The 15,422-nt window shown below is 72.9% G+C and carries 15 protein-coding genes, 1 other RNA gene and 1 pseudogene; 11 read left to right on the plus strand and 6 right to left on the minus strand.

What is annotated here, in order from left to right:
• Positions 1 to 9 precede the first annotated feature (9 nt).
• From AB0E85_RS05215 to AB0E85_RS05230, 4 genes are all read left to right on the plus strand, one after another.
• Positions 10 to 750: a class I SAM-dependent methyltransferase gene (locus AB0E85_RS05215; protein WP_361922548.1), complete on the plus strand. Its 741-nt coding sequence runs from the start codon at positions 10 to 12 to the stop codon at positions 748 to 750.
• 220 nt (positions 751 to 970) lie between these two features.
• Entirely contained in the window at positions 971 to 1,828 is an 858-nt protein-coding gene (locus AB0E85_RS05220) for a MaoC/PaaZ C-terminal domain-containing protein (protein ID WP_361922551.1), read from the plus strand.
• A gap of 32 nt (positions 1,829 to 1,860) precedes the next feature.
• Positions 1,861 to 2,937 (plus strand): Zn-dependent alcohol dehydrogenase, encoded by a 1,077-nt coding sequence (locus AB0E85_RS05225; protein WP_361922554.1) that lies wholly within the window; start codon positions 1,861 to 1,863, stop codon positions 2,935 to 2,937.
• An 11-nt stretch (positions 2,938 to 2,948) separates the two neighbouring features.
• Positions 2,949 to 3,893 (plus strand): 3-oxoacyl-ACP reductase, encoded by a 945-nt coding sequence (locus AB0E85_RS05230; RefSeq protein WP_361922557.1) that lies wholly within the window; start codon positions 2,949 to 2,951, stop codon positions 3,891 to 3,893.
• Positions 3,894 to 4,051: 158 nt separating this feature from the next.
• Here the strand turns inward: AB0E85_RS05230 and AB0E85_RS05235 are convergent, their stop codons facing one another.
• Positions 4,052 to 4,219, minus strand: coding sequence for a hypothetical protein (locus AB0E85_RS05235; protein ID WP_361922560.1), 168 nt, complete (start codon positions 4,217 to 4,219; stop codon positions 4,052 to 4,054).
• Between the two features lie 48 nt (positions 4,220 to 4,267).
• Positions 4,268 to 5,548: a hypothetical protein gene (locus tag AB0E85_RS05240; protein ID WP_361922563.1), complete on the minus strand. Its 1,281-nt coding sequence runs from the start codon at positions 5,546 to 5,548 to the stop codon at positions 4,268 to 4,270.
• Between the two features lie 199 nt (positions 5,549 to 5,747).
• Here AB0E85_RS05240 and AB0E85_RS05245 point away from each other — a divergent pair, with 199 nt between their 5' ends.
• Genes AB0E85_RS05245 through AB0E85_RS05255 form a run of 3 tightly spaced genes read left to right on the plus strand, consistent with a single transcriptional unit; the run spans position 5,748 to position 9,084 of the window.
• Positions 5,748 to 6,602, plus strand: coding sequence for a Nif3-like dinuclear metal center hexameric protein (locus tag AB0E85_RS05245; RefSeq protein WP_361922566.1), 855 nt, complete (start codon positions 5,748 to 5,750; stop codon positions 6,600 to 6,602).
• Entirely contained in the window at positions 6,599 to 7,342 is a 744-nt protein-coding gene (locus AB0E85_RS05250) for a C4-type zinc ribbon domain-containing protein (protein WP_361923091.1), read from the plus strand. Before AB0E85_RS05245 ends, AB0E85_RS05250 begins: the two co-directional genes overlap by 4 nt.
• 20 nt (positions 7,343 to 7,362) lie before the next feature.
• Positions 7,363 to 9,084 (plus strand): bifunctional RNase H/acid phosphatase, encoded by a 1,722-nt coding sequence (locus AB0E85_RS05255; protein ID WP_361922569.1) that lies wholly within the window; start codon positions 7,363 to 7,365, stop codon positions 9,082 to 9,084.
• Here AB0E85_RS05255 and eda read toward each other — a convergent pair.
• The 4 genes from eda to AB0E85_RS05275 all read right to left on the minus strand — a co-directional run bounded on the left by eda (position 9,059) and on the right by AB0E85_RS05275 (position 11,952).
• Positions 9,059 to 9,709: a bifunctional 4-hydroxy-2-oxoglutarate aldolase/2-dehydro-3-deoxy-phosphogluconate aldolase gene (eda, locus tag AB0E85_RS05260; protein WP_361922572.1), complete on the minus strand. Its 651-nt coding sequence runs from the start codon at positions 9,707 to 9,709 to the stop codon at positions 9,059 to 9,061. The genes AB0E85_RS05255 and eda overlap by 26 nt on opposite strands.
• A gap of 75 nt (positions 9,710 to 9,784) precedes the next feature.
• Entirely contained in the window at positions 9,785 to 10,567 is a 783-nt protein-coding gene (yaaA, locus tag AB0E85_RS05265; RefSeq protein WP_361922575.1) for a peroxide stress protein YaaA, read from the minus strand.
• Positions 10,568 to 10,621: 54 nt separating this feature from the next.
• The gene (locus AB0E85_RS05270) at positions 10,622 to 11,200 is read right to left on the minus strand and encodes a hypothetical protein (protein WP_361922578.1); all 579 of its coding nucleotides are present in this window, start codon (positions 11,198 to 11,200) and stop codon (positions 10,622 to 10,624) included.
• Positions 11,200 to 11,952 (minus strand): MerR family transcriptional regulator, encoded by a 753-nt coding sequence (locus AB0E85_RS05275; RefSeq protein ID WP_361922581.1) that lies wholly within the window; start codon positions 11,950 to 11,952, stop codon positions 11,200 to 11,202. Before AB0E85_RS05275 ends, AB0E85_RS05270 begins: the two co-directional genes overlap by 1 nt.
• A gap of 134 nt (positions 11,953 to 12,086) precedes the next feature.
• On the opposite strand from AB0E85_RS05275, the gene AB0E85_RS05280 reads away from it, so the two are divergent.
• The 4 genes and pseudogenes from AB0E85_RS05280 to rnpB all read left to right on the plus strand — a co-directional run bounded on the left by AB0E85_RS05280 (position 12,087) and on the right by rnpB (position 14,836).
• A complete protein-coding gene (locus AB0E85_RS05280; RefSeq protein ID WP_361922584.1) occupies positions 12,087 to 12,650 on the plus strand; it encodes a Uma2 family endonuclease in 564 nt (187 codons plus the stop codon).
• A 23-nt stretch (positions 12,651 to 12,673) separates the two neighbouring features.
• Entirely contained in the window at positions 12,674 to 13,501 is an 828-nt protein-coding gene (locus tag AB0E85_RS05285) for an AraC family transcriptional regulator (protein ID WP_361922588.1), read from the plus strand.
• 82 nt (positions 13,502 to 13,583) lie between these two features.
• Positions 13,584 to 14,300: pseudogene (locus tag AB0E85_RS05290) on the plus strand (EamA family transporter); the annotation flags it as partial.
• 124 nt (positions 14,301 to 14,424) lie between these two features.
• Positions 14,425 to 14,836, plus strand: an RNA gene (gene rnpB / locus AB0E85_RS05295) — RNase P RNA component class A.
• The last annotated feature ends 586 nt before the right edge of the window (positions 14,837 to 15,422 follow it).

Here is a 15,422-nt window from a genome sequence, read left to right on the forward strand (position 1 = left end):
GGGGACCGGATGGACCGGAACATACGCACCGTCGACGACGTACTCGCCCTGCTCGACGGCCTGTTCGCACCCGAGGCCGATCGGTGGACCGGGCGCGGTGCCGACTGGTGGGACGACTTCTACGCCGACCGCTCCCGGCCGGTGCCGTTCTTCGCGGCGCGGCCGGACGAGAGCCTGGTGGCCGCCGTGGAGCGAGGGGTGCTCAGCGGGGGCCGGGTGCTGGAACTGGGATGCGGGCCGGGGCGCAACGCGCTGTACCTGGCGGCACGGGGCTTCGACGTCGACGCGGTCGACCTCTCCTCGACGGCCCTGGACTGGGCCAGGGAGCGGGCTCGCGAAACGGGGGCGGACAACGTGCGGTTCCACCACGGGGACGCTTTCGCGCTCGCCGGTGAGGACCTCACCGGCCCGTACGACCTCGTCTACGACTCCGGCTGCTTCCACCATCTGCCGCCGCACCGCCGGGTCAGCTATCTCGCCCTCCTGGAGCAACTCCTGGCACCCGGGGGCTTCTTCGGCCTCACGTGCTTCGCCGCGGGGGCCGGCGGGATGGGGTCTGAGCTGTCCGACACCGACTTCTACCGCGAGGGGGCCGGGCTGCGGGGCGGCCTCGCGTACACCCCCGAGGCGCTGCGGGAGATCTTCTCCGGCCTGACCGAGCTCGAACTGCGGCGGATGCGCGACGAGCCGGAGGAGTCCGGGCACTTCGGGAAGTCCTTCCTCTGGACGGGGTTGTTCCAGCGGACGTGAGGCTCCCTCTCCTCCACGGCGCCGGCAGGCAGAAGTCACCGCGACACCGATCTGACGCAGTGTCAGGAGCCTTCACAAGTGCCGGGGCCTCGGCTATACAGAGGGCGCGGGACTGGAACGCGTTTCAGTTGGCGGCCCGGTCCGGCCCCAGACGGCCTCGGTGCGGCCGACGGTGCGGACGGCCGTACCGAGGTCCTTCCTCACGGCGATCAGGAGCCCCATGCCCATCGACGCAGCCAAGGCGCTCGCCGCCGGACCCCGGACCGGCGAGATCTCCTGGGACCACAAGGACGTGCAGCTCTACCACCTCGGCATCGGCGCGGGCAGCCCCGCCACCGACCCCGACGAGCTGCGCTACACCCTGGAGTCCCGGCTGCACGTCCTGCCGAGCTTCGCCACCGTCGCGGGCGCCGGCAAACCCGGCGTGACCGGTGGCCTGTCCATGCCCGGCATCGAGGTCGACCTGGCCCGTGTCCTGCACGGGGGCCAGAGCCTGCTCGTCCACCGGCCCATCCCGGCGACGGGCACCGCCACCGCCACCCACCGGATCGCCGCCGTGTACGACAAGGGCACGGCGGCCGTCCTCGTGCTGCGCACCGAAGTCGCCGACACCGAGGGCCCGTTGTGGACGAACGACGCCCAGATCTTCATCCGGGGCGAGGGCGGCTGGGGCGGCGACCGCGGCCCCTCCGCCCGCCTCGATCCTCCCACCGGTGAACCCGGCCGGACCGTGGAACGGCCGGTCCGCGAGGACCAGGCCCTGCTCTACCGCCTCTCCGGCGACTGGAACCCCCTGCACGCCGACCCGGAGTTCGCCAAGGTCGCCGGATTCGAACGGCCCATCCTGCACGGCCTGTGCACCTACGGCATCACGCTCAAGGCCGTCGTCGACACGCTGCTCGGCGGGGACGTGACGCGGGTGCGGTCCTACGCCACCCGCTTCGCCGGGGTCGTGTACCCGGGGGAGACCCTGCGGATCCGCATGTGGCACACACCCGGATCCACCCGGGTCGCCGTCAGCGCCGTGGAGAGGGCCGACGCGCCCGTCCTCGCCGACACCGTCGTCGAACACACCTGACTCCAGCACGCCGTACGAGGGGAGCCCGCACCATGCGCGCAGCCGTACTGCACGAGATCGGCCAGGACAAACTGGAGGTCCTCGACGACGTCGAGGCGGTGGGGTTCGGGCCCGGCAAGGTGAGGATCCGGGTGCGCGCCACGGGGCTGTGCCACTCGGACCTGTCCGCGATGAGCGGGGTGCTGCCGCAGCCCGCGCCCTTCGTCCCCGGGCACGAGGGAGCGGGGGAGATCCTCGAAGTCGGCGAGGGCGTACGTCATCTGAAGGCCGGTGACCGGGTCGTCGTGTGCTGGCTGCCCGCCTGCGGCGCCTGCCCCGCGTGCAAGCGCGGTCAGACCGAGCTGTGCCTGGCCGGGTTCATGAACGCGGGCACCCCCAACTTCAAGCGCCCCGGCGGAGACGTCTTCGGCTTCGCCGGTACCGGCACCTTCACCGAGGAGGTCGTCGTCGACGCCGGCTGCGCGGTGCCGATACCGGACGACGTGCCCTTCGACATCGCCGCCCTCATCGGCTGCGGGGTGACCACCGGCCTCGGAGCCGCGCTCAACACGGCGGACCTGGAGGCCGGTTCGTCGGTGGCGGTCATCGGCTGCGGGGGCGTCGGCATCTCCGTGATCCAGGGCGCCCGGCTCCGGGGCGCCGCGGAGATCGTCGCCGTGGACCCCGTGCCCTCGCGCCGCGATGCGGCCCTCCGCTTCGGCGCCACCCGGGCCGTCTCCCCCGACGAACTGCCCGACGCCAAACAGCAGATCACCGCCGGTGAGGGCTTCGACCACGTCTTCGAGGTCGTCGGCAAGTCCGCCACGGCACGCACCGCGTACGACCACACCCGGCGCGGCGGCACCCTCGTGGTGGTCGGCGCCGGAGCCATGGACGACTTCCTCCAGCTCAACATGTTCGAGCTGTTCTTCGACGAGAAGCGGATCCTGCCCTCCCTGTACGGCGGCGGTGACGTGCTGCGCTCCTACGAACGCACCATCGCCCTGTGGCGCGCGGGCCGCATCGACCTGGCCGGCCTGATCACCCACCGGGTCCCGTTCGCCGACGTCAACGAGGCTCTCGACCAGATGCGGACCGGGACCGCCCTGCGTACCTGCATCGAGATGTGAGGACTCATCCCATGCCGCTGCTGCCGCTCCAGGGGCTGTCCGCGATCGTCACGGGCGCGGGCCGCGGGCTCGGCCGGGCCGAGGCGCTGGAACTCGCCCGGCTCGGCGCCACCGTGGTCGTCAACGACTACGGCAAGCCCGGCCGCGACGGTTCGGGCGAGGCGTCCGCGGGCCCCGCCGCGGAGGTCGCCGCCGAGATCCGCGCGGCGGGCGGCACCGCCCTCGCGCACACCGGTGACGTCTCCGACTTCGACCAGGCGCGCACGCTCGTCGAGACGGCCGTCGCCACGTTCGGCAGGCTCGACATCCTCGTCAACAACGCGGGCATCCTGCGCGACCGCATGGTCTTCTCCATGGCCGAGGAGGAGTGGGACTCCGTCCTCCGCGTGCACCTCAAGGGGCACTTCAACACCACCCGGTTCGCCGCCGCGCACTGGCGGGAGCGCTCCAAGCAGGCCGGGGAGCCGGTGTTCGGACGGATCGTGAACACCTCCTCGGAGGCGTTCCTCGCCGGTTCCGCCGGGCAGCCCAACTACGCGGCGGCCAAGGGCGGCATCGTCGGCCTCACCACCTCCACCGCCCTCGCCCTCGCCAAGTACGGCGTCACGGCCAACGCCATCTGCCCCCGCGCCCGCACCCGGATGACCGAGGACGTCTTCGCGGGCGTCGAGCAGCCCTCCGGCGACGCCGTCGACCCGCTCGCCCCCGAGCACGTCGCCCCGCTGGTCGGCTACCTGGCCTCGCCCGCCGCCGCCCACGTCAACGGGCAGCTCCTCGTGGTGCACGGCGGGATGGTCGCCGTCCTCGAACGGCCACGGGTCGCCGCGAAGTTCGACAGCAAGCAGGACACGTTCACGTACGACGAACTGGAGGCCGTCCTCGGGCCGTACTACGCGGACCGGCCGGCGGGGGAGACGTTCGCGGCGGTGGAGGTGCTGGGGCTGAGACGCGGGTGAGGCACCCGGGCGCCGGATGATGCGGGTGAGGCACCCGGGCGCCGGATGATGCGGGTGAGGCACCCGGGCGCCGGATGACGCGGGTGTGACAGACACGGAACGGCCCTCCCCGCTTGTGGCGGGAAGGGCCGTTCGCCGTCCGGTGACCGGCGTGCCCGTCAGGCCGCGGTCACGGCCTGATCGGTCTCCGCCACCGGCTTGCGGTGGCGTCCGCGCGGAGTCGCCTCACTGTCCTGCGTGGAGACCTCACCACGGTGCCGGCCGGGGCCGGAGGAGGTCTGCTGGACGTCGGCATCACGCGACTGGTTCGTGCTGGCGTCACTCATCGGTGGAATTCACCCCGTCAACATGATCTTTTTTACAGCCGGGTGAGTCTAACCGGCACCCCTGACCTCGGATCCAGGCGGCCACGCCAACCGGCACTGGTTCGTTACAAGGCGTCCCAACGGCGCTTCCTGAAGGGGCACCGGACGGGGAGCCGAGGGCGTCGCGGGCTCGGCGGGCGGGGTCGGCGGGGCAGGCGGTCCGGGCTCCGCGGGCTGCCCGGAGGGCCCCGGAACCGGGACCGGCGACTCCCCTTCCGGATGCGGCGCCGCAGCGGCCCCGGGCTCCCGCTCCACGGCCGGCGGCGGACTCACCCGCGCCACCCCGCACGGCACGGCCTGAGTCGCGTACGGCAGCCGCAACACTCCCTCCGGCGTCCACAGGCCCGTCCCCGCCAGCCACCCCTCGGGCGCCCGGAGGTGGTGCACCCGCCGCTCGGCGGGCCGCCAGACCCCCACCCAGCTGCCCCGCGGCCCGTCCACCCGCAGCGCCACCGCGCAGCTCTCCGGCGTCAGCACCTGCCCCGGCTGGATCGCGAACGGCGTGAGGGAGCAGTCCCGCACCCGCAGGCACTCCGGGAAGCGCACCGGCAGTGTGCTGCCGAGGACGCCCCAGCCCAGCCGGCCCTGCCCCGGCGACGGGGCGTCCGAGCGGACGATCAGCAGCCCGCTGTCGTGGTCGGCGAGCAGCAGCCGGTCGTCGCTCTCGGCGGCGATCTGCAACAGCGGCGACACCTCGCCGCATTCCAGGTCCACCACGACGGTCTTGACGCGGCCGCCGGTCTCCCGGTCCAGCGCCAGCAGCCGCGCCGTCCGGTCCAACCAGACCCCGCCCGAGCAGCGGCCGGGCAGCTCGGCCAGCCGCTCGGGCCCGAAGGCGCCGCCCGCCACCAGCCACACCGACGTCGTACGCGGCCCGACGGCGAGGGCGTAAGCCCGCTCGCCACCCGGGGCGGGCGGCAGCAGCCGCAGCCGGCCGGTCTCGGCCCGGCACTCGACCGCGCCCAGGGGCAGCTCACCGGTACCGGGCCCGGTCGGGTACAGCAGCGCGAAGGCGTGCCGCCCGGCCACCATCCGGTGGATGAGGACCCGGCCGTCGCCCATCGGCTGCACCTCCGTTCCGGGCTCCTCCGGCTGGTTGCGCGGCAGGGGCACCGCGTACGGCTCATGGCCGTCCAGGGTCCAGCGCTCCGGGAACCAGGAGTCGCCGGCCGCCGCGAGACGGGCACCGTAGGCACCGTCCACGGTGAGCGCGCAGCCTGCCGGCCGGGACCCGTCCTCGTCCTCGTCGTCCTCGTGTCCCGCCGAAGGCTCGATCGCACAGGCCGTCATCGTTCGGTCACCTCCAGTGACGAACGTAGGTATCGCACGCGCGGGCGGGGAATTCCCCGGCAGCAGACTTCACACATAAGGGTGTTCCGGGAACGATTCGCCTGAGGAAAAGGGGGCGATTGTGCTGAGCGGGGCCAGGGGTGCCGGGAGCGGACGGTGGCGGTGCAACGCCACAGATCAGGCGGGTAGCCTTGCTCCCGTGCCCCCTCTGTCTGAAGTCATTGCCGCGCTGGAGACCCTGTGGCCCGCCGAGCGGGCCGAGTCCTGGGACGCGGTCGGCACCGTCGCGGGCGACCCGGACCAGGAGGTCACGCGGGTCCTGTTCGCCGTCGACCCCGTCCAGGAGATCGTCGACGAGGCGGTGAAGCTGGGCGCCGACCTGCTCGTCACCCACCACCCGCTCTACCTGCGCGGCACGACGACCGTCGCCGCGACGCACTTCAAGGGCCGTGTCGTGCACACCCTCATCAAGAACGACATCGCACTGCACGTCGCCCACACCAACGCCGACACCGCCGACCCGGGCGTCTCCGACGCCCTCGCCGGCGCGCTGGACCTGCGCGTCACCGGGCCGCTCGTGCCCGACCCCACCGACCCCGAGGGCCGCCGCGGCCTCGGCCGGCTCTGCGCGCTGGACCACCCGCTGACCGTCCGCGAGTTCGCCGCCCGCGCCGCCGAGCGGCTGCCCGCCACCGCGCAGGGCATCCGCGTCGCCGGCGACCCCGAGGCGCCCGTCCGCACCGTCGCCGTCAGCGGCGGCTCCGGCGACAGCCTCTTCGACCACGTACGCGCGGCCGGCGTCGACGCCTTCCTCACGGCCGACCTGCGCCACCACCCGGCGTCGGAAGCCGTTGCCCACAGCCCCCTCGCGCTGCTCGACGCGGCGCACTGGGCCACCGAGTGGCCCTGGTGCGAGCTGGCCGCGAGCCAGCTCGACGAGATCTCCGACCGGCACGGATGGGACCTGCGCGTCCACGTCTCGAAGACGGTCACCGACCCCTGGACCGCGCACGCGGCCTCTGCCCCTTCCGACCCCCTTGGAGCCCCGAACTGAACGCCGCGCCCGCCGACCAGATCCGACTCCTCGACGTCCAGGACCTCGACGTCCGCCTCCAGCAGCTCGCCCACAAGCGCAAGTCGCTGCCCGAGCACGCCGAGATCGAGTCGCTGACCAAGGACCACACCCAGCTGCGCGACCTGCTCGTGGCCGCGCAGACCGAGGAGAGCGACACCGCCCGCGAGCAGACCAAGGCCGAGCAGGACGTGGACCAGGTGCGCCAGCGCGCCGCCCGCGACCAGCAGCGCCTCGACTCGGGTGCCGTCACCTCCCCCAAGGACCTGGAGAACCTCCAGCGCGAGATCACCTCCCTCGCCAAGCGGCAGGGCGATCTGGAGGACGTGGTGCTGGAGGTCATGGAGCGCCGCGAGTCCGCCCAGGAGCGGGTCGCGGAGCTGACCGAGCGCGTCACCTCCGTCCAGTCGAAGATCGACGACGCGACCACGCGCCGCGACGCGGCCTTCGAGCAGATCGACGGCGAGGTCGCCACGGTCACCAAGGAGCGCGAGGTCGTCGCCGGTTCCATCCCGGCCGATCTCCTCAAGCTCTACGACAAGCTGCGCGGGCAGCAGGGCGGCGTCGGCGCGGCGAAGCTGTACGCGCGCAGCTGCCAGGGCTGCCGGCAGGAACTCGCCATCACCGAGCTGGCCGAGATCCGCAAGGCGGCTCCCGACACGGTGGTCCGCTGCGAGAACTGCCGCCGCATCCTGGTGCGCACGTCCGAGTCCGGCCTCTAGGTCTTCAGGGAGCCCTTCCGGTGCGGGAGTTCATCGTCGAGGCCGACGGCGGCTCACGGGGCAACCCGGGGCCCGCCGGCTACGGGGCCGTGGTCAGCGACGCGGCGACGGGGGAGACCCTGCGGGAGACCGCCGAGTACATCGGCGTCGCCACGAACAACGTCGCCGAGTACCGCGGCCTCCTCGCCGGCCTGCGTGCTGCTTTTGCGCTGGACCCGGCGGCGAGGGTCCACGTCCGGATGGACTCCAAGCTCGTCATCGAGCAGATGTCGGGCCGCTGGAAGATCAAGCACCCCGACATGAAGCCCCTGGCGACCCAGGCGGCCCGGGTCTTCCCGCCCGGGCAGGTCACGTACGAGTGGATGCCGAGGGAGCGGAACAAGCACGCGGACCGACTGGCCAACGAGGCGATGGACGCGGGGGCCCGGGGGGAGCGGTGGTCGGAGGCGGACTCGACGGCTGAGCTCCACACGGCACCCCGGGCTGCGGCGACGCCGGAGCCGCCCGGTGACGCGGCGGCGGGGGCGGCGCGGGTGCGCGACGCTCTGGCGGCAGGCCAGGCCGCCGCCGGGCCGGCCGGCCCGGGCCAGGATGCCGCGCCGGCCTCCGCGGCCGCGCCGGCCTCCGCCCGTGAGGCGACGATCCCGTCGGGCGGCGACGCGGCACGGACCCCGGCGACGCAGGTCGGGGCGGACGCGGAGACGCAGGCCGAGGTGGACGCGGAGACGCAGGCCGAGGTGGACGCGGAGACGCAGGCCGAGGTGGACGCGGAGACCGGCGAGCGCGTGACTGCCGTCCGCCCGGCGGAGGCTGCCGCCGATGCGCGCGCCGCGCAGGCCGTCGCGGAGGTCGACACCACGAGGACCGACGCCGATGTCCGCGCTGCGGCGGCCGAGACGCCCGTGGTGAAGGCCGAAGCCGATGTCCGCGCTGCGGCGGCCGAGAGGCCCGTGGTGAAGGCCGAAGCCGATGTCCGCGCTGCCAAGGCCGGCGCATCCGCCGAGAACGCCGACACGTGGGCCGCCAAGGCCGACGCTGACGCCCGTGCTGCCAAGGCCGTCGCCGACGCCCGTGCTGCCAAGGCCGTCGCCGCGCCCGGATGGGCCCCCGCCGACATGGGCGCCCCCGCCACCTTCGTCCTGCTCCGGCACGGCGAGACGCCGTTGACGCCCCAGAAGCGGTTCTCCGGCAGCGGGGGAACCGACCCCTCCCTGTCCGACACCGGCCGGGAGCAGGCCGAGCGGGCCGCCGCGATGCTCGCCCGGCGGGGCACCATCCAGGCCGTCGTGTCGTCCCCGCTCGCCCGTACGCGGGAGACCGCCGGGATCGTCGCCGCCCGGCTCGGGCTCGACGTCGGCATCGACGACGGGCTGCGCGAGACCGACTTCGGCGCCTGGGAGGGGCTCACCTTCGCCGAGGTGCGCGAGCGCCACCCCGACGACCTGAACGCCTGGCTGGCCTCCCCGGACGCCGAACCCACCGGCGGCGGCGAGAGCTTCGCGGCGACGGCCACCCGGCTCGCCGCCACCCGCGACAAACTGGTCGCGGCCCACGCGGGCCGAACGGTCCTGCTCGTCACGCACGTGACCCCGATCAAGACGCTCGTCCGGCTCGCCCTGGGCGCCCCGCCGGAGTCCCTGTTCCGCATGGAACTGTCGGCCGCGTCCCTCTCGGTGGTCGCGTACTACGCGGACGGCAACGCCAGCGTCCGCCTCCTCAACGACACGTCCCACCTGCGCTGAGCGCCGCCGCCTCCCGGGCCAGCGCCTCGACGCGCCCCCAGTCGCGGGCGGCGACCGCGTCCGGCGGCAGCATCCAACTGCCGCCCACACACCCGACGTTGGACAGGGCCAGATAGTCCGGCGCGGAGTCCGGGCCGATCCCGCCCGTCGGGCAGAAACGCGCCTGCGGCAACGGCCCCGACAGCGACTTCAGATACGCCGTGCCGCCCGCGGCCTGCGCCGGGAAGAACTTCATCTCCCGCACCCCGCGCTCCAACAGTGCCACGACCTCGGACGCGGTCGACACCCCCGGCAGGAACGGCACCCCGGACGCCCGCATCGCCTCCAGCAGGACGTCCGTCCAGCCCGGGCTGACCAGGAACCGGGCGCCCACGGCCACCGCCTCGGCCACCTGCCCGGGACGGATCACCGTCCCGGCCCCGACCACGGCCCCGGGCACCTCCCGCGCGATCTCCCGGATCGCGTCCAGAGCCGACGGCGTCCGCAACGTCACCTCGATCGCGGGCAGCCCGCCGGCGACCAGAGCCCGAGCCAGCGGAACGGCGTCGCCGACGTCCTCGACGACGACGACGGGGACGACGGGGGCGAGGCCCAGCACGGAGGCGGGCAGGGGGGAGGTGACCATGGCGTCATCCTGCCGCCCGAGTGCAGGATGCGCAAAGGTCATTGCGTAGCATGCAACGCGCGTGGGTAATGCGCGTCAGTGCACCTCGTCCACCAGCACGTCCAGCGACCACGCCTGCCCCGCCTTCGAGGGCGCCTGCGCCTCCACGACGTACCCGAGATCCCGGAGCGCCTCCACCAGCTCGGCCGGTCCCTTCGGATCGGCCCCGGCGGTCAGCAGACTGCGCACGATCCGCCCCTTCGTCGCCTTGTTGAAGTGGCTGACCACCTTCCGCGTGGGGGCGTGCAGCACCCGCACCGACGCCGTACGCCCGGCGACCTCGCCCTTCGGCTTCCAGGCGGCGGCGTACGCGGCCGACCGCAGATCCAGCACCAGCCCGCCCCCGGCCACCTCCGGCAGCACCGACGCCATCGGCCCACGCCAGTGCGCGCCCAGCGCCCCGAGCCCCGGCAGCTTCACCCCCATCGAGCACCGGTACGACGGAATCCGGTCCGTCACCCGCACGGCACCCCACAGCCCCGAGAACACGAGCAGCGAGCGCGCCGCACGCCGCTTGGCGGCGGTGTCCAGGCTCGCCAGGTCCAGGGCGTCGTAGAGCACGCCGGTGTAGATCTCCCCGGCCGGCCGCGCCCCGGCGGTCCGCAGCTCCGCGTTCTTCGCGACCTCGCCCCGCAGCCCCTCGCTCAGCCCCAGCACCTCACGTGCCTTGTCCTCGTCGCCGGCGCACAGCTCGACCAGCTCGCCGAGCACGGCCTCCCGGCCCTCGGCGAGCCCCGGCAGCGACAGCGACTCCGGCTTCAGCGGCGCACCACGGCCGGACGATGCCTTTCCTTCGGACGGCGGCAGCAGGACAAGCACGCGTACTCCTTCGATCGAACTCCGCCGACAGCGTACGGGGGTCTGCGGGGGAGCTCAGACGCGCGCCCGGCCGAGGGCGCGCACGAGCCCGTCGGCGTCGTCGGCGTGGAAGCGGACGACCCGCACCTCGCGGCGCCGGCCCAGGAAGGTGACGTGCGTGACCGGCTCCGTCAGTTCCAGCGTGACGGTGGTCTGCGCGCCCACCTCGACGTTCAGCTCGCCGTCGGCCCGCTCGTGCGTCATCCGCAGCTCACGCCGCACGGAGGCGATCCGCTCCAGCGGCACGCACAGGTCGACATGGACGTACCGCCGGATCCGCAGCGCGCCGCGATCCGCGTCCAGCACATGGGGACGCACGACGGACGAGGCGTGCAGCGCGACGACGAACACGATCGTGTACACGTCCAGGAAGAGAACCACCGCGTGCACGGTGGGCCAGTCCCGCAACAGCACGGACATCGCCACCGTCTCGACCAGGCACACGAAGCCGAAACCGGCCATCATCGCCCCCTGCCCGTGCGCATACCCGAAGGCCCGGCCCCCGCCCGTCCCATGCGTACGCCGCGCCACCCACAGGGCGAGACTCGCCAGCAACCGCACCTCGTGCCGCACCAGCAGCCGCACGGCCCTCATCACCGCTCCTCGGTGAGGATCCGCAGGGCCCGGCGGATGGCCTCCGCCTGGGCCGGGGAGAGGTCGTCGTAGAACGCGCGCAGGAAACCGTCGTCCTGGTCGAGCTCCCCGGCCTCCGGGAACATCCCCGGCGGGATGCAGCCGGCCAGTGCCCGCGCCGCCTCGTCGACACGCGGGTCATCGCGCCCGGCACCGGCGAGCGCGTCGAGCAGCGCGTAGGCCTCCCCGGCCCGAGCCACGGCCTCCGGACTCCCCAGCGCCTCCCCGATCGAGGACACCAGCTGCTCCCGGGCCCCCGCCGGCATGGCGGTCTCCAGGAACGCGATGATCTCGCGGTCCTTGGCGGCCATGGGAGAGTCCGACAGATGCGCGGTCCCGGCGAACAGCGCGGCCAGCTCGGGCGACACGGGCCCCTCGGCCGGCACCCCGCCCTCCGCGTCCAGCAGCGTCCGCAGCCGCGCCCGCCGCTCCCGCAGGGCCTCCTCCTGCCGCGCCAGATCCTCGTCCAGCTCGGTCAGCACCTCGACGAGGTCCTTCCCGGCGTCGTCCGCGAGCACGTCCCGCACCTCCGCGAGCCCCAGCCCCAACTCCGTCAGCCGCCGGATCCGCGCCAGCACGACGGCATGCCGCAACCCGTACTCCCGGTACCCGTTGGCCCGCCGCTCCGGCTCGGGCAACAACCCCAGATGGTGGTAATGCCGCACGGCCCGCGTGGTGACGCCGACGACCGCGGCGAGTTCTCCGATCCGCATGCCACCAGTGAAGACGTTGACGCTGCGGCAGGGTCAAGAGCCCACGATCGGTGGAACTGCAGCCGGTTCCCGCCCCCGTGATCCGGGTCAGGTCTCAGTCTTGCCGGTGACCGCGGCGAAGGAGCGTCAACCTCATGGGCCTGGACCCGTGCACGCAGAAGCTACTACTGGACTGGTTCCTCGAACTGGACACTCCGGAGGGCTTCCGCGCCGAGCTGATCGAGGGCGAGTTCGTCCTCACTCCACAGCCGGACGGTCACCACGAGCACTGCATCAGCCGGATCGTCAGACAGCTCCACCGGCGCTCGCAACTCGACGTCCTGTTCTCGGGAAACAAAGGTTTGCGACTGAGCGCTGCGCACGGTCACCCCCCGGATCACGTGATCCCCGACGGCACGATCGTCGCCCAGGAGGCAAGGGCCTTCCGTGGCGCTCCCCCGTGGATGTCCTGCGAGGGGGTCACCATGGTGCTGGAGGTGACGTCCACCAGGCCGAAGATCGACAGAATTGCCAAGCGGCGTTGCTACGCCCGCGGCGGCATCCCCTTCTACCTGCTCGTCGACCGCGGCACGTCCTCGACGACGCTGTTCACCGAGCCGGACGGCGACTACCTCCGTTCCCGCACCGCGGCCTTCGGCAGATCACTCACTCTCCCGGACCCCTTCGCCTTCGACCTGGACACCACGGACTTCCTCTGATCCCCTGTGGGCGGGGGTGCGACATGGGGATGCGCGAACAGACCAGCTGGACCAGGGCACGCCTGGGCCGGTCCGGCCCGCCCCTCGACCTCCTCACCGCCCACTTCGACAGCCACGTCTACGCACCCCACGCCCACGACGAGTTCACCGTAGGCGTCACCGTCGGCGGCTCGGAGGTCATCGCGTACCGGGGCGGGCACATCCACTCCTACCCCGGCTCGATCGTCGTCCTGGAGCCCGGCGAGATGCACACCGGCGGCCCGGCCGCCTGCGACGGCTACGCCTACCAGGCCCTCTACGCCGACCCGGCCCTCCTCGCCGACGGCACCCTCGGCGGCCTCCCGCACTTCCGCGAAGCCGTCCTCCACGACCCTGAGCTGGCGGTGGCCCTGCGCGCCGCCCACACCGACATCAGCGCCTGCCCCGACCCACTGGAGGCCGAGTCCCGGCTGCCCTGGCTGCTCACGGCCCTGGCCCGCCGCCACTCCACGGCCCGGGCGACGAGCGACACCGTGACCGGCGCCGACGGCATCGCCAGGACCGTACGCGACCGTCTGGCCGACGAGCTGCTGGACCCTCCCTCCCTGGCTCTGCTCGCCACGGACCTGGGCCTGTCCCGCTACCAACTGCTCCGCGCCTTCCGCACGACGATGGGCGTACCGCCGTACGCCTGGCTCGCCCAGCACCGGGTGGCCAGGGCCCGCGGCCTCCTGGAAGCCGGACTGCGCCCCGCCGAGGTCGCGGGCCTCGTCGGCTTCGCCGACCAGGCACACCTCACCCGCTGGTTCCGCCGGGTGCTGGGGGTGACCCCGGCGGCGTACCGCAACAGCGTTCAAGACAGCAGGGGGTGACACGGCCGAGACTCGTCGCATGACTGCACGCGGTTGGTTCCTGTTCTCCCTCATGGGAGTGATCTGGGGCGTCCCCTACCTGATGATCAAGGTGGCGGTGGACGAGCTGTCCCCGTCCATGGTGGTGTTCGCGCGCTGCGCCCTCGGCGCCGCACTCCTGCTCCCCTTCGCCCTGCGCCAGGGCGGTTTCGGCCGTACCGTCCGGACCCACTGGAAGCCGATGCTGGCCTTCGCCGTCATCGAGATCATCGGCCCGTGGTGGACCCTGACCGACGCCGAACGCCACCTGTCCAGCTCCACCGCCGGACTCCTCATCGCGGGCGTACCGATCGTCGCCGTCCTCCTGGCCCGCTTCTTCGGCGCGGGGGAGCGGGTGGGCACCCGCCGCATCGCGGGCCTGGCCCTCGGCCTCGCGGGCGTCACCGTCCTGACCCTGCCGCACCTCACCGGCGGCGACGCACTGTCGATGGCCGAGGTGCTGGTGACGGTCGTCGGCTACGCCACGGCCCCGCTGATAGCCGCCCGGTACCTCAAGGACGTCCCGACGCTCCAGCTGATCACCCCGTGCCTCACGCTGGCCGCGGTCGTCTACGCCCCCGCTGCCTTCCTGACCAGGCCCGCGACGATGCCCTCGGGCGAGGTCCTGGCGGCCCTCGCCGGCCTGGGCGTGATCTGCACCGCGATCGCGTTCGTGGCGTTCCTGGAGCTGATCAAGGAGGTCGGCCCGACCCGGGCCGGCGTGATCACGTACGTCAACCCGGCGGTCGCGGTCGCCGCGGGCGCGCTGTTCCTGGACGAGGAGCTGACCCTCGGCATCGGCGTCGCCTTCACCCTGATCCTGGCGGGCTCGGTCCTGGCCACGGCGGCCGCGGCGCCGAAACGGGACGTCCGCCGGGTACGGGTACCATGGTCGACACGGCAGACGAGCCGGGCGGACGGCCGCGTGGAGTCCCCCTGACGGGGAGCTTCCCGAGGAACGTCCGGGCTCCACAGGGCAGGGTGGTGGCTAACGGCCACCCGGGGTGACCCGCGGGACAGTGCCACAGAAAGCAGACCGCCGGGGACCTCGGTCCTCGGTAAGGGTGAAACGGTGGTGTAAGAGACCACCAGTGCCTGAGGTGACTCAGGCAGCTAGGTAAACCCCACCCGGAGCAAGGTCAAGAGGGGCCGCCTTTTCGGAGGTGGCTCTGCGCGGACGATCGAGGGCTGCCCGCCCGAGTCCGCGGGTAGACCGCACGAGGCCGGTGGCAACACCGGCCCTAGATGGATGGCCGTCGCCCGGAGCTCCGCGAGGAACTCCGGGAACAGAACCCGGCGTACAGCCCGACTCGTCTGCCGCTACCTGCGGCTTTGCCTCGAAAAGGGCCTCTGACCTGCGTCGGAGGCCCTTTCCGGTCTTTCGGGGGCTTGCCGCGTTAGGCGGCGCAAAGTCCCTCGGAAGTCCCTGGGACAGCGCTGAAAGTCCCTGAAAAGTCCCTGGCGCAGAGGCGCGGGTGACCCCTCCGAGGAGGGCGTTCGCGACAGCCACCAGTGGCCTGTGCCGTAGTAACGTGCCTCGAAACCGTGTCTTGAATCGGCGAGGCTACGCGGCCTTGGCGCTGGTGACCGTGTTCGGGGCAGGAGGCCGAGAGCGGCCAGTAGTCGTAGTGCTCGTGAGACTCGACGTAACGGGTGCCGGCTCAGCGCTGTGCAGCTGGTGGGGGATGTCGGCAACGACGCCCGCGTGGGTGCTGGTGTAGAGCCTCAGCACACTGTGGCGGCGATCGAGAGGCTGGATCGATCAGGGCGTCTGCACCGACCTAAGCGTGCATCGCGCGCGCCTGTCTCGACAGGGTCGGCTGAGCGCACTTGGCCGCCTCTGTGAGTCGGGCTGGGCGGTAACCTGGTGGCCACTGTAAGTAGGCCTTTAGCGTAGTGGAGT

Source organism: Streptomyces sp. NPDC029044 (genome assembly GCF_040637495.1).
Lineage (GTDB): Bacteria > Actinomycetota > Actinomycetes > Streptomycetales > Streptomycetaceae > Streptomyces.